The 13,262-nt window shown below is 65.6% G+C and carries 12 protein-coding genes; 10 read left to right on the top strand and 2 right to left on the bottom strand.

Annotated features, from left to right (window positions below; genetic code table 11):
• Window positions 1-27: 27 nt before the first annotated feature.
• Complete coding sequence (gene thiD / locus J8G26_RS12630; protein WP_210569298.1) at window positions 28-882, bottom strand: bifunctional hydroxymethylpyrimidine kinase/phosphomethylpyrimidine kinase; 855 nt, start codon at window positions 880-882, stop codon at window positions 28-30.
• A gap of 271 nt (window positions 883-1,153) precedes the next feature.
• Between thiD and J8G26_RS12635 the strand changes: the two genes are divergently transcribed.
• The 4 genes from J8G26_RS12635 to J8G26_RS12650 all read left to right on the top strand — a co-directional run bounded on the left by J8G26_RS12635 (window position 1,154) and on the right by J8G26_RS12650 (window position 4,310).
• Entirely contained in the window at window positions 1,154-2,287 is a 1,134-nt protein-coding gene (locus tag J8G26_RS12635; protein WP_210569300.1) for an FAD-dependent oxidoreductase, read from the top strand.
• On the top strand, window positions 2,284-2,481 hold the full coding sequence (thiS, locus tag J8G26_RS12640; RefSeq protein WP_087745484.1) for a sulfur carrier protein ThiS: 198 nt from the start codon (window positions 2,284-2,286) through the stop codon (window positions 2,479-2,481). Before J8G26_RS12635 ends, thiS begins: the two co-directional genes overlap by 4 nt.
• A gap of 84 nt (window positions 2,482-2,565) precedes the next feature.
• The gene (locus J8G26_RS12645; protein WP_087745482.1) at window positions 2,566-3,375 is read left to right on the top strand and encodes a thiazole synthase; all 810 of its coding nucleotides are present in this window, start codon (window positions 2,566-2,568) and stop codon (window positions 3,373-3,375) included.
• A gap of 5 nt (window positions 3,376-3,380) precedes the next feature.
• A complete protein-coding gene (locus tag J8G26_RS12650; protein ID WP_210569308.1) occupies window positions 3,381-4,310 on the top strand; it encodes a thiamine phosphate synthase in 930 nt (309 codons plus the stop codon).
• Window positions 4,311-4,426: 116 nt separating this feature from the next.
• Here the strand turns inward: J8G26_RS12650 and J8G26_RS12655 are convergent, their stop codons facing one another.
• On the bottom strand, window positions 4,427-6,598 hold the full coding sequence (locus J8G26_RS12655) for a hypothetical protein (RefSeq protein ID WP_210569309.1): 2,172 nt from the start codon (window positions 6,596-6,598) through the stop codon (window positions 4,427-4,429).
• Window positions 6,599-6,708: 110 nt separating this feature from the next.
• Between J8G26_RS12655 and J8G26_RS12660 the strand changes: the two genes are divergently transcribed.
• The 6 genes from J8G26_RS12660 to J8G26_RS12685 all read left to right on the top strand — a co-directional run bounded on the left by J8G26_RS12660 (window position 6,709) and on the right by J8G26_RS12685 (window position 13,114).
• Window positions 6,709-8,232 carry a 3-hydroxyacyl-CoA dehydrogenase gene (locus J8G26_RS12660; RefSeq protein ID WP_210569310.1) on the top strand — a complete coding sequence of 508 codons (1,524 nt, stop codon included), beginning with the start codon at window positions 6,709-6,711 and terminating at the stop codon, window positions 8,230-8,232.
• Window positions 8,233-8,291: 59 nt separating this feature from the next.
• Window positions 8,292-9,071: an enoyl-CoA hydratase gene (locus J8G26_RS12665; RefSeq protein ID WP_210569311.1), complete on the top strand. Its 780-nt coding sequence runs from the start codon at window positions 8,292-8,294 to the stop codon at window positions 9,069-9,071.
• 160 nt (window positions 9,072-9,231) lie between these two features.
• Window positions 9,232-9,951, top strand: coding sequence for a Crp/Fnr family transcriptional regulator (locus J8G26_RS12670; RefSeq protein ID WP_087745476.1), 720 nt, complete (start codon window positions 9,232-9,234; stop codon window positions 9,949-9,951).
• 23 nt (window positions 9,952-9,974) lie between these two features.
• Window positions 9,975-11,060: a phosphotransferase gene (locus tag J8G26_RS12675; protein ID WP_210569313.1), complete on the top strand. Its 1,086-nt coding sequence runs from the start codon at window positions 9,975-9,977 to the stop codon at window positions 11,058-11,060.
• Window positions 11,061-11,103: 43 nt separating this feature from the next.
• Window positions 11,104-12,378: an acyl-CoA dehydrogenase family protein gene (locus J8G26_RS12680; RefSeq protein WP_087745472.1), complete on the top strand. Its 1,275-nt coding sequence runs from the start codon at window positions 11,104-11,106 to the stop codon at window positions 12,376-12,378.
• A gap of 46 nt (window positions 12,379-12,424) precedes the next feature.
• Window positions 12,425-13,114, top strand: coding sequence for a hypothetical protein (locus tag J8G26_RS12685; protein ID WP_246881383.1), 690 nt, complete (start codon window positions 12,425-12,427; stop codon window positions 13,112-13,114).
• Window positions 13,115-13,262 lie beyond the last annotated feature (148 nt).

Here is a 13,262-nt window from a genome sequence, read left to right on the forward strand (position 1 = left end):
AGGCCAAAAACGATCAAACTTTCGCCATCAAGCTCGCACCACCACCTGCACCACCGGCGCATACCCGTGGTTCAGCGGCCCGTGGCCCTGGCCGGTGTGCACGTCGGCCCCGGCGGCAATGGCGCCCAGGATGTAGGCGCGGGCTTTTTCCACGGCCTGTGGCAGCGCGTGGCCCTGCGCCAAAAATGCCGCAATGGCCGACGACAGCGTGCAGCCCGTGCCGTGGCCGTTGTGCGTGGCGATGCGGGCGCTTTCGAGGCGCTGGCGCTGGCCCGTTTGCATGGCCAGCAGGTCCACCACGCGCTCGCCTTTCAGGTGCCCGCCCTTGAGCAGCACGGCGGGCGCCCCCAGGCGCAGCAGGTCGTTGGCGGCGGCGTCGAGGTCGTCGATGCCGTCGATCTGGCGGCCCAGCAGCAACGCGGCTTCGTCGAGATTGGGCGTGACCACCGTGGCCAGCGGAAACAGCTCGTTCACCAGCACCTGCACGGTTTCGCTGGCGATCAGCCGGTCGCCGCTGGTGGCCACCATCACCGGGTCGAGCACCACATGGGCAAAGCGGTGGGTGCGGATGGCCTGCGCCACCACGCGCACCACTTCGGGCGAGGCCAGCATGCCGATCTTGACCGCGTCCACGCCGATGTCCTGCGCCACGGCGTCGATCTGCGCGCGCAGCATGTCGGGCGGCACGCCGTGGATGCCGGTCACGCCCAGCGTGTTCTGCGCGGTGATGGCCGTGATGGCGGTCATGCCGTAGCAGCCCAGGGCGCTGAAGGTCTTGAGGTCGGCCTGGATGCCCGCGCCACCGCCGCTGTCGGAGCCGGCGATGGACAGCACGCGCACGTAACGCGGCCGCGGCGCGGCGGAGCTGGTTGGAATAGTCATGGCAAAAATTATGGCCTATGCGCCAGGTCAATTCGGCGCACAGAGGGATATGCTGTAATTTGAGCTTACGGACGAAACAGGGGTGTCCCGCCAATGTGGCGCGCGACTGAGAAAGACCCTGGAGCCACGAAACGACAAGTTCTCACAGTGCCTCTTGGCGCTGGGCTCCGCTACCCGATCCAGGTCATGCTGGCGTGGGGAGTTTCCAGCAACGGCGCAGCCCCGTTTTGTCCATGGTTGCCTGACAGCACACGGACACACCCACGGACCTATGCCACTTCAACCCTCTTCTTTTGCCATTTTGGGCGCGGGCCTCATGGGCCGCCTGCTTGCGGTGGAACTGGCCCGCCAGGGTCACCGTGTGGACATCTACGACGCGGGTGGCCCGGCCGCTGAACATTCGGCCGCGACCGTGGCCGCCGCCATGCTGGCACCGCTGGCCGAATCGGCCATCACCGAGCCTGGCGTGGTGCGCATGGGCCACCATGCCCTCACCCGCTGGCCGCAGCTGCTGGCAGCGCTGGCCGAGCCCGTGTTCTTCCAGCAGGCCGGCACGCTCATCGTGTGGCACCGGCAGGACGCGGCCGAAGCCCAACGGCTCACGCGCCAGCTGGAGGCCAACCAGCACCAGGTGCCCGATCTGCCCGCCCTGCAAAAGCTCGACAGCGGCGCCCTGGAACAGGTGGAGCCCGCCCTTGCGCACCGCTTCAACCAGGGCCTGTTCCTGCCAGGCGAGGGCCAGCTCGACAACCGCCAGTTGCTGGCGGCCCTGGTGGTGGAGATGGGGCAGTTGGCCGTGCGCACGCACTGGCACACGCCCCAGTCGCCCGAGGCCTTTTCGCCCGGCGCCCCCGGCCAGCCCGACTGGGTGCTGGACTGCCGTGGCCTGGGCGCCAAGGGCCAGTGGAGCGCATTGCGCGGTGTGCGGGGCGAAGTTGCGCGCATCCATGCACCGGATGTCACGCTGCAGCGCCCGACACGGCTGGTGCACCCCCGCTATCCCATCTACATCGCACCCAAGCAAGACCATCTGTTCGTGATCGGTGCGACCGAGATCGAATCAAACGACCTCTCGCCCGCCAGTGTGCGATCCACACTGGAGCTGCTCAGCGCAGCCTATGCCGTGCACCCCGGCTTTGCGGAAGGCCGCATTCTGGAATTGGCCACGCAGTGCCGCCCCACGCTGCCCGACAACCTGCCCGCCATCCGCCAGCCCCGCCCGGGCGTGCTGCAGATCAATGGTCTGTACCGCCACGGCTTCATGATCTCGCCTGCCATGCTGGACGTGACCCTGGAGGTGCTGAACACGGGACAATCGGCCTTGTCCGAACGTTTTGACCTCCGGGTGGAACTGGAGCCCACCGCCCCAACCCCGACCGGCGTTGCAGCCCCCGCATTTGCATGAACATCTCGATCAACCAAGTCCCGCACGAACTGCCCGAAGGCGCCACCGTGGCCGATGCCGTGGCTGCCATGGCCGCGCGTCCACCGTTTGCCGTGGCGGTAAACACCACCTTTGTGCCCAACACCCGCTACGCCGCCCACATGCTGCAGCCCGGCGACCGCGTGGAGATCATCTCGCCCGTGACGGGTGGATGATCCGCCGCCTGAAAATTGAAGCCAAATTGGCACCTAGCGCTTGATGGATAAGCGCCAACAGCTATTAAAAGCATAGTAACAACCATGACCAATTCAACGCCTCAAGACCCGCTGGTGCTGTATGGCCAGCAGTTCGCCAGCCGCCTGCTGCTGGGCACCTCGCGCTACCCATCCCCCGCCGTGCTTGAAGCCGCCGTGGTGCGCGCCCGGCCCGCCATGGTCACCGCATCGCTGCGCCGCCAGGGCAGCAACCCGGCCGAAAGCGGCAGCAGCTTCTGGGAGCTGCTGCGCCGCCTGAATGTGCCCATCCTGCCCAACACCGCCGGCTGCCACAGCGTGCAAGAGGCCATCACCACAGCGCACATGGCGCGCGAGGTGTTCAACACCCCCTGGATCAAGCTGGAGCTGATTGGCGACGACTACACGCTGCAGCCCGACACGCTCAACCTGGTGGAAGCGGCCGCGCAGCTCATCAAGGACGGCTTTCAGGTGCTGCCCTACTGCACCGAAGACCTCGTGCTGTGCCAGCGCCTGGTGGACGTGGGCTGCCAGGCCGTGATGCCCTGGGCCGCCCCCATTGGCACCGGGCGCGGCCCCGTCAACCCCTATGCGCTGCAGCTGCTGCGCGAGCGCCTGGACGTGCCGCTGCTGGTGGACGCGGGCCTGGGCCTGCCATCGCACGCCTGCCAGGTCATGGAATGGGGTTACGACGGCGTACTGCTAAACACCGCCGTGGCACTGGCGCAAGACCCCGTCACCATGGCCGGGGCTTTTGCCGATGCCGTGCAGGCGGGGCGAGCCGCCCGCAAGGCCGGCGCCATGGCCGCCCAGGACACCGCCCAGGCCAGCACGCCCGTGCTGGGCACCCCCTTCTGGCACCACGCCCACGAATGACGCCCATGAGTGATGTGCACACCATGCTGCAACAAATTTTGCAGCACCATGCCGCCGCGTTTCCCGGCTTTGCGGCCCAGCCCGCGCCAGCGCCCACGTCGCCAGATGCGGTGTACCAGGCGGCCCTGCAGGCATGCAGCGCCCTCGGGTTCATTGCCCATGATGCCGAGTGCGTGGCCCGCGCCTGGCAGGCCCGCAGCGTGCGCACAGGCCATTTCGCACCAACGCCCTGGCCCGACGAACCCCAGGATTTCGGTCTGCAAGCCCTGCCCCGGGCTCGCACCTTTGCGCCGTGTCCGCAGCAGTTGGGGCTGTATGCGGTGTTGCCCGATGCCGCGTGGGTGGGGCGCATGGCGCGGGCCGGCGTGCCCACCGTGCAGCTGCGCTTCAAGTCGGACGACCCTGCCGCCGTGGCGCGCGAGGTGGCGGCAGCCGTGCAGGCGGTGCAAGACACGCCAGCGCTGCTGTTCATCAACGACCATTGGCGCCAGGCCATGGCGGCCGGCGCCTATGGCGCCCACCTCGGGCAGGAAGACCTCGACGCCCTGCAACCCAGCGAGTTGCAGACGCTGCAATCCTCCGGCCTGCGGCTGGGGGTCAGCACGCACGGCTACGCCGAAATGCTGCGCGCCGATGCCGTGGGCCCCAGCTATATCGCCATGGGAGCGGTGTTTCCCACCACGCTCAAAAAGATGGCCACGGCGCCCCAGGGCGTGGGCCGACTGGCGGCTTACGCGCGCCTCATGCGGGGGTATCCGCTGGTGGCCATTGGCGGCATTGGCGCCGATCAGTTTGGCGAAGTGCTGGGCACCGGCGTGGGCTCCATCGCCGTGGTGCGGGCGCTGGTGAACGCGCCCGACCCCGAAGCATCGGCACGCCAGCTGCTGGCTCACATGGCCGCACCACAACGCTTTCAATCAGGAACAGCGCCATAACAGCACCATAAGGTAGTGCAGTAAATCAGGGGCGCTGCCACGCCAGATGGCAGCGGATGCACCACGCAGGGCAACAACAACCCAGCGGACCGGGCCACGCAGGGGGCCCGCTCAACTCACGCCTTGGGTTCTGTTTTGCGTTGTTCGAGTTCGAGGCGCGCTTCCAGCAGATCGTTGGCCACGCCAAAACCGATCGGTTGGTCAGGACGCGGCGCCGCCGTGACCGGAGCGGGCGGTAGATCGCTCAGCGTCAGATGCGGAGGATCGGACAGATCCAGGTCCAGTTCCAACTCCAGCCCGGGTGAGTTCGGGTGTGCGGGGGCTTGCGAAACCACGTTCCCGGGAACACCTGCCGGCGGTACACGCTGGCCAAAATCAAACTCCAGGCTGGCCGCCAGCGAATCCAGAGGCAGATCGACAGCAGCCGCCGCAAGAGCAGGATTGCGGCTGGCAGGCGTTGACACGGGCCGGTCAAACGGCAACGCAAGCGGTGTTGTGCGCATGCGTGGAGGGGGGGCGCCGCGCGCGCTGGCCGGGGTGGTCTGGGCAATGGCCAGCAGCAGCAGCAGGTCGTCAAACGCAGCCAGATCAAACGGGGCGACCGCGGCACGACCGTCCTTCAGGAACAGAAACTTTTCCAGCAACTGCAGCACAGAGGACGAGGTCCACTCTGCCTCGATAGCGGCCAGTGCGTCGATGTAATCCTCCAGGGTTCGGCCTTTATGACTGAACACTGAAAACTCCGGAATCTGCGCATTGAAGTGGTGGCAAAACTGCTTGCGCAGTTGCGCAAAGTCGTCCGAACGACCCAGCTTGTGGTAGAGCCCCAGTAGCTCCCGATAAGCCGACGGCGAAGTTGCCTGGTGGGCTGCGATGTGCTTCTTCAACACTTCCACGGCCTGATCGTGTTCTCCCACAGAAACAAAAAACTCCGCCTGCTGCTGAATGTCAAAAAGCTCTTCAGGGTTGACAATTTGCGAGGGGTTTTCAAGGCGAGGAACGGTCTCTGGCACGGGTACGGGCTGCGGTGCGCGCTCTGGCGCGGAGGCTGCGGCAGCCACCGTGGAATGGAAAGGCGAAGTTTCCGAATGAAGGCCGTAGGTATCTCCGCCCAACGGAGACGAGTCTTCTGGCGCCCAGGTGTCATGGGGATGTGGCGTCAGGTCATGGGGATCACGGGGATCATGGGGGTCGTGCCGCGCGGCATCGCTGTGCCTGGCGCTCAACGCCACCGAATCGCGCCATGCCTGCATGGCCAGCCGGGAATCACGGCGCGCCCGGGTCCAGACCCAGGCGAGCAAGCCCAGCGCCAGCGCCAACGCAGCCATCAATGCATAGACCAGTCCCGAGGAAAAGCGCTGAGCCTCGATCAACGCAAGCCGCTGCTGGAGCTCGACCATCGCGGCGCGCTCGGCGGTCGATTTGGCACGCAACGCGGCCATCTCGGTCTCCAGCGCACGAACACGCTCGTCGTCTTGCGGCACCCCGCCCAGGGGCGCGTTCATCGCCTTCCAGGCTGCTGCCGCCTCCTGCCGCTGTGAGGCCGCCGCCTGCGCAGGCACGGCCCCCATGTCGGTCGAAGGCCGCAGGGCAACTGACGGTTGAGCCAATGCGTCCAGTGGCTCCATGACCAGCCGCGAGCGCTCTGATACTGGCGGCAGCGGCGGCGTGGTCGCCTTGACGGTGCGCTCTTCGCGTTCAGGGGCTTTGCGCACAACCTCCCGCGGCGCGCGCGGTGGCGCCGTGCGGGCTGTCGGCTTGGCGGCCTGCGGTTTGATGGGGGCTGAAGCAGCCGCTTCACGCTGCTCCGGGGCTACGGCAGGTGCCTGCACAATGCGGCGGCGCACGGGGGGGGGAGATGCCGGGCGGTCAGCGCCCACCCCGGAACCGCGAGCCACGGCAGGGGGAACCGACGCCAACTGCTCAATATTCACGACGCGGCCCGGCACATGCGCTGCGGGCGGGTCGGCCAAAAACGTGTAGGTGCGCGTGACCGTTCCCGAGCAACCAGCCGACATCGTGACGGTGACAACGGGCTCGTTCACCGAGCCGACCACCTGCACGCGCACGGCTGGAGAACGCCCCGGCAAGTCAGGCAATGGCGATACCCGGACCTTGGCGCCACCGACAGGAACATCACCAAACGCCACGTCTGCCGTAACGCAGGACGAAGCAATATCTGCACCCGCATCGGGCTGCACATCGAATACGAGATCGACCGGTGCACCAAGGATGACCGCGCCCCGGCTCTGCCCCAGCGAGATGGCTGCGGCACTGCCGACGGCCACCCAACATCCGACCCCAAAAATTACGTTACGTATATTCACAACAATTTCTTTTTTTGGTGTGGTCATTTTTGCACACAAGTGCATTGAGACACCAACGCCATAATGCCGCCATGAAAAATCAGTTCCCCATCGTTGGCATCGTAGGCGCAGGCGCCATGGGTCGCGGCATCGCGCAGATCGCTGCCCAGGCTGGCAGCCAGATTCTTTTGCTGGATATGCAGCCGAATGCCGCAGAGTCGGCGCGCAACAGCATCCAAACCCAATGGCAGCGCCTGCTGGAAAAAGGACGCATTTCCGGTGAACAGGCCGCAGACTGGGGCAGTCGACTTCAGCCGGTTGCCGCCATCGCCGACCTGGCTTCATGCGACCTGGTGATCGAAGCCATCGTGGAGCGGCTGGACGCCAAGCAGGCACTCTTCACGCAGCTGGAGGCCGTGGTGGGGCCGCAAGCCGTGCTGGCAACCAACACCTCGTCGCTGGCGGTTACCGCCATTGGTGCCGCGTTGCAGCAGCCCGAGCGGCTGGCAGGCTTTCATTTCTTCAACCCTGTGCCGCTGATGAAGGTGGTCGAGGTGATCGCCGGACTCAAGACTGCCCCGACAGTGTGCGAGGCACTTGCCCAGTACGCACGCCAGATGGGGCACACCCCGGTGCAGGCGCAAGACACCCCGGGATTCATCGTCAACCACGCCGGGCGCGGCTTTGGCACCGAGGCCTTGCGCATCGTCAGCGAGGGCGTGGCCGATTTCGCCACCATCGACCGCATCCTGCGCGACCAGGTGGGCTTCAAGCTGGGGCCGTTCGAGCTCATGGACCTGACGGCGCTGGACGTGTCCCACCCCGTGATGGAATCCATCTACCACCAGTATTACGAAGAGCCGCGCTTTCGCCCCAGCGTCATCACGGCGCAGCGGCTGGCGGGCGGCATGGTGGGCAAGAAAGTGGGCGAGGGTTTTTATCGCTACCAGGATGGCGTGGCGCAGGTGCCTGCCGAACCGGCCACTCCCGAGGTGGCCAGCATCCCACCGGTCTGGGTTTCGCCGCGCGCAGCGCGCCGTGCCGAGCTCTACCAGTTGCTCAAGGACCTGGGCGCCACCATAGAAACCGGCGCGTCGCCCTCGCAAACGGCCATCTCGCTGGTGGCACCGCTGGGTTTCGACATCACCACCGTGGCTGTGGTGGAACGGCTCGATCCTGCCCGCACCATCGGCATCGACATGCTGATCGACGACGCTGCAACGCGGCGGCGCGTGCTGGCCACCAACCCGGCCACGCGCGTGGATATTCGCGATGCAGCCCACGCCCTCTTCGCCCGCGACGGCAAGGCGGTGAGCGTGATCCGCGACAGCGGCGGCTTTGTCACCCAGCGCGTGGTGGCCACCATCGTGAACATTGCCAGTGATATCTGCCAGCAGCAGATCTGCAGCCCGCGCGACCTGGAAACCGCAGTCACGCTGGGGCTGGGCTACCCGCTCGGGCCGCTGGCCATGGGCGACCGCTGGGGGCCCACCAACATCCTGGAAGTGCTGTTCAACATGCAGACGGTCTATGGAGACCCACGGTATCGCCCCAGCCCCTGGTTGCGCCGGCGCGGGGCCATTGGCCTGAGCCTGGCACATGTTGAAGAGCGTTGAGGACGCACTTCACCCCACGGCTTAGCTCCACCGCCCAACCCAACCGCCAGCCAAACCCCATGCCCGCACAACTTCAAGCCACCCGCGAGGGCCAGACCCTGGTTCTGACCCTCAGCAACCCGGAGCTGCGCAACGCCATCGACCCTGTCATGTACGCCGCGGGCATCGAAGCGCTCAACGTCGCCGAGAACAGCACCGAGGTGCGCAGCGTCGTCATCACTGGGGCCGCAGGCATGTTCTGCTCGGGCGGCAACCTGCTACGCCTGCAAGCCAACCGCCAGGCTGACCCGCAAGTGCAGGCGCAAAGCATCGAAGGCCTGCACAGCTGGATCGAGACCATTCGCACCTTTCCCAAGCCGGTCATTGCAGCGGTTGAGGGCGCAGCGGCGGGGGCCGGGTTTTCGCTGGCCCTGGCCTGTGACCTGGTGGTGGCGGCCCGCAATGCAGTGTTCGTAATGGCTTACAGCAACGTAGCCCTGTCGCCCGATGGCGGCGCCAGCTGGAGCCTGGCGCAGGCATTGCCACGCCAGCTGGCCACCGAAATCCTCATGTGCGGCGACCGCATTGCGCCAGAGCGCCTGCACGCCCTGGGTATCGTCAACCGCCTGGCCGAACCCGGCAACGCCTTGGCGATGGCCCTGGCGCTGGCAGAGCAACTCAACGCACGGGCGCCCAACGTGCTGGTCAGCATCAAGGAGCTGGTGGGCGATGCGCCCCACAACCTGCTCTCCACGCACCTGGCAAGCGAGCGGGACCATTTCGTGAAAAACCTGCACCATGCCAACGCGGGGGCCGGCATTGCGGCATTTCTGGACAAACGCACGCCGCTTTACGAATAGCGCCCTCGCCCGTTGCCCATCCCTGTTAACCCCGGCGCCCGCAAGGCCTCGGGGTTTTTTGTTCTGCACGAACGGCAGACACGCAGGTGACAACCCTGACCGTTGGCCCCCGTCCCTCCCGCGACAATGGCCATGTTTTTAGTCACACACAAGACAGGCCATGGACGACCCGATTCTTACTATCGAAGAACGTGAAGCGATCAACTCAGGTCGCTGGTTTTCATCCCTCTCACCATCCCTTCGACACGACATCCTGCGATGTGCATACGTCAAACGCTTCAAGGATGGCGGCCTCATAGCCGCCCGCGGCGACCCGCCCGAGGAGTGGATTGCCTGCGCGCGCGGTGCAGTGCGGGTGAGCTCGACCTCCATCTCGGGCAAGCAGATCACGCTGACCTATGTGGAGCCAGGCATCTGGTTCGGCGACGTGGCGATTTTCGACGGCGACCGACGCACGCACGATGCCTATGCCCATGGGGACACCACCATCCTGTGCGTGGCCAAGGCCGATTTCAAAAAGATTCTTGCAGCACACACGGAGTTTTACGAAGCCATGCTGCGCCTGCATGCGCGGCGCATTCGCCAGCTGTACGGCCTGGTGGAAGACCTCAACACCCTGCCGCTGCGCGCGCGGCTGGCCAAGCAGTTGGTGCACTTGGTTCGCAGCTACGGCATTCCCAGCCTGTCGGACGGCAGCGAGATGCGCATTGGCCTGCAGCTGGCGCAGGAAGAACTGGCGCAGCTGCTGGGCGCATCGCGCCAGCGGGTGAACCAGGAACTGAAATCCATGGAGCGCGAGGACGCCATCCGCATCGAGCCAGGCGGCCTGGTGGTTCGCGACCGCGAAGCGCTCATGCGCATTGCCGAATCCGACAACTGACTGAATGAACCTCCCCATCTTTCATGAGCAACTTTGATCATTTCGTCGGCACCCGTCCTGTTTCCGATCAGCACGCTTTTGACACAGCCGCGCTGACGCAGTGGCTCACCCAAAATATGAAAGGATTCTCCGGTCCTTTGACCGTGGAGATGTTCAAAGGGGGGCAGTCCAACCCGACCTACAAACTCATCACGCCCGGCACCAGCTATGTAATGCGCGCCAAGCCCGGCCCCGTGGCCAAGCTGCTGCCCTCAGCCCATGCCATCGAGCGTGAATTTGCCGTGATGAGCGGCCTGTATGGCACCAACGTGCCCGTGCCGCGCATGCATGTGCTGTGCGAGGACGAATCGGTAATTGGCCGCGCCTTTTATGTCATGGAGTGCATGCAGGGCCGCGTGCTGTGGGACCAATCCCTGCCCGGCATGACACCTTCTGAGCGCGGCGCCATCTACAACGAGATGAACCGCGTGATTGCCGCGCTGCACACCGTGCAGTTTGCCGACCGGGGACTGGCAGGCTACGGCAAGCCCGGCAACTACTTTGACCGCCAGATTGGCCGCTGGAGCAAGCAATACGTCGCCTCCATCACCCAGCCCATTGAAGAGATGGACCGGCTGATGGAATGGCTGCCCGCGCACATGCCGGCCAGCGCGCGCGATGAAAGCAAAGTCTCCATCGTGCACGGCGACTACCGGCTGGACAACCTCATGTTCCACCCGACCGAGCCCCGCGTGGTGGCCGTGCTCGACTGGGAACTGTCCACCCTGGGCCACCCGCTGGCCGACTTCAGCTACCACTGCATGAGCTGGCACATCCCGGCGGCGCTGGGGCGCGGCATTGCGGGGCAAGACCTGACCGCGCTGGGCATCCCGGATGAAGACAGCTACATCCGCAGCTACTGCGAGCGCACCGGCATCGCCACACCCGAGGCGCTGCGGGCCGACTGGAACTTCTACCTCGCCTACAACATGTTCCGCATCGCGGCCATCTTGCAGGGCATTGCCAAGCGGGTCGAGGCGGGTACCGCCTCCAGCGCACAGGCCAAGGCCTCGGGCGACACCGCCCGGCCCATGGCGCAACTGGCCTGGTCCTTCGCCCAACGGGGCTGATCCCCCACAAAACGACACCCACCAATTTTTCACGGAGACCCCCATGGACTTTGACTACTCCCCCAAGACCAAAGAACTGCAGGCCAAGCTGCTCCAGTTCATGGATGACCACATCTATCCGAACGAGTCCGCGTACAAGGATGAGTTGGCCGCCAACACGGCAGCGGGCAAGCGCTGGTCGGCCCTGAACACCATCGAAAACCTCAAACCCAAAGCCCAGGCCGCGGGCCTTTGGAATCTTTTTCTGCCGGTGGACAGCGCCGCAGCATCAGGCTACGAAGGCGCTGGCCTGACCAACCAGGAGTACGCACCCCTGGCCGAAATCATGGGCCGCGTGCCATGGGCCAGTGAGGTATTCAACTGCTCGGCACCCGACACGGGCAACATGGAAACCATCGCCCGCTATGGCGATGAAACCAACAAGGCCCGCTGGCTCAAGCCCCTGCTGGAGGGCAAGATCCGCTCGGCCTTCGCCATGACCGAGCCCGATGTGGCATCGAGCGACGCGACCAACATCGAGACGCGCATCGAGCGCCAGGGTGATGAATACGTCATCAACGGCCGCAAATGGTGGATTTCCGGCGCAGCCGACCCCCGCTGCGCTGTGTTCGTCACCATGGGCAAGACCGACCCGGACGCCCCCAAGCACTCGCAGCAAAGCATGGTGCTGGTGCCCGCCGACACCCCCGGCATCAAGATCATTCGCCCGCTGAACGTACTGGGCTACGACGATGCCCCACACGGCCACGTCGAGATGACCTTCGACAACGTGCGTGTGCCGGTCAGCAACATCCTGCTGGGCGAGGGCCGAGGTTTCGAAATCGCCCAAGGCCGCCTGGGCCCTGGACGCATCCACCACTGCATGCGCCTGATCGGACTGGCCGAGCGCGCACTGGAGCTGATGTGCAAACGCGCATCGTCGCGCACAGCCTTCGGCAAGACCGTGTCCCAGCAAACAGTGACGCAAGAACGCATTGCCGAGGCCCGCTGCAAGATCGACATGGCCCGCCTGCTCACCCTCAAGGCTGCCTGGCTGATGGACACGGCAGGCAACAAGGTAGCGCGCACCGAAATCGCCATGATCAAGGTGGTTGCCCCCAGCATGGCCTGCCAGGTGATCGACTGGGCCATGCAGGTGCACGGCGGCGGTGGCATGTGCGACGACTTCCCGCTGGCCTACGCCTACGCCGGCGCACGCACGCTGCGCTTTGCCGACGGCCCGGACGAAGTGCACCGCAATGCGATTGCCAAGTGGGAGCTGGGCAAGTACGCAGCGCCAAAGCACGAGGTGCAGCCACCCGTCACGCGCGGCTGCTGAGCGCAAGCGGCCCGTCACGGGGCATGCGATTAGGATTGCCAGCACCATGCGCCCTTTTTGCACCGCCCTGCCCCTGAGCTGCCGCACCATGCTGTGGGGTGCAGGGGCGTGGCTGGCCGGTGCGGCATGGCCGGCGGCGCAGGCGAACCAAACGGTGGACGCAAGCGCTTTGACGCGCGCCTGGCCTACGGCCGGCACCAGCCCGAACGCCCGCCAGCTGGTGCACTGGATCGAAGGCACGGGCGACAACCAGGGCCTGCCGTTTGCGGTGGTGGACAAGCTGGCCGCCCGCATCCACGTGTTTTCGGCCCATGCCCAATGGCTGGGCACCGCCCCCGTGCTGCTGGGTGCGGCACGCGGCGACCATTCGGTGCCCGGCATCGGCCAGCGCCCGCTGGCCCAGGTCCGGCCAGAAGAACGCACCACCCCCGCCGGCCGTTTTGTGACCGAGCCCGGTCGCAACCTGCGCGGCGAAGACATCGTGTGGATTGACTACGACGCTGCGGTTTCGCTGCACCGCGTGCGCAGCGTCAGCGCGACAGAGCGGCGCCTGCAGCGCCTGGCCAGCAGCAGCACGCAAGACAAACGCATCAGCTACGGCTGCATCAACGCGCCCGTGGCTTTCTACAACCAGTGGATTGCCCCCTTGTTGGGCCGCTCCAGCGGCGTGGCCTACGTGCTGCCGGACACGGAATCTTTTGCTTCGATATTCATAGCTGCAAGCGCTTATCCATAAAGCGCTAGCGGCCTTTTTACCTCTAAATAGAGCTGCAGCACCGCACTTGTCAAGCGGAGCATGCGCGCAATCCCATGCAAGACGCCATGGCGCGGGCACCAACCGCAAGTCGTGGCGCATGCGTGCAGACCCATGCTGCAAGCGGCGG

The organism is Acidovorax sp. JG5 (genome assembly GCF_017939685.1).
Taxonomy (GTDB): domain Bacteria; phylum Pseudomonadota; class Gammaproteobacteria; order Burkholderiales; family Burkholderiaceae_C; genus Acidovorax.

What these genes read in the sequence shown, in the direction of transcription:
- thiD (WP_210569298.1), bottom strand. Translation starts at nt 882, where the DNA reads ATGACTATTCCAACCAGCTCCGCCGCGCCGCGGCCGCGTTACGTGCGC.
- J8G26_RS12635 (WP_210569300.1), top strand. Translation starts at nt 1,154, where the DNA reads ATGCCACTTCAACCCTCTTCTTTTGCCATTTTGGGCGCGGGCCTCATG.
- thiS (WP_087745484.1), top strand. Translation starts at nt 2,284, where the DNA reads ATGAACATCTCGATCAACCAAGTCCCGCACGAACTGCCCGAAGGCGCC.
- J8G26_RS12645 (WP_087745482.1), top strand. Translation starts at nt 2,566, where the DNA reads ATGACCAATTCAACGCCTCAAGACCCGCTGGTGCTGTATGGCCAGCAG.
- J8G26_RS12650 (WP_210569308.1), top strand. Translation starts at nt 3,381, where the DNA reads ATGAGTGATGTGCACACCATGCTGCAACAAATTTTGCAGCACCATGCC.
- J8G26_RS12660 (WP_210569310.1), top strand. Translation starts at nt 6,709, where the DNA reads ATGAAAAATCAGTTCCCCATCGTTGGCATCGTAGGCGCAGGCGCCATG.
- J8G26_RS12665 (WP_210569311.1), top strand. Translation starts at nt 8,292, where the DNA reads ATGCCCGCACAACTTCAAGCCACCCGCGAGGGCCAGACCCTGGTTCTG.
- J8G26_RS12670 (WP_087745476.1), top strand. Translation starts at nt 9,232, where the DNA reads ATGGACGACCCGATTCTTACTATCGAAGAACGTGAAGCGATCAACTCA.
- J8G26_RS12675 (WP_210569313.1), top strand. Translation starts at nt 9,975, where the DNA reads ATGAGCAACTTTGATCATTTCGTCGGCACCCGTCCTGTTTCCGATCAG.
- J8G26_RS12680 (WP_087745472.1), top strand. Translation starts at nt 11,104, where the DNA reads ATGGACTTTGACTACTCCCCCAAGACCAAAGAACTGCAGGCCAAGCTG.
- J8G26_RS12685 (WP_246881383.1), top strand. Translation starts at nt 12,425, where the DNA reads ATGCGCCCTTTTTGCACCGCCCTGCCCCTGAGCTGCCGCACCATGCTG.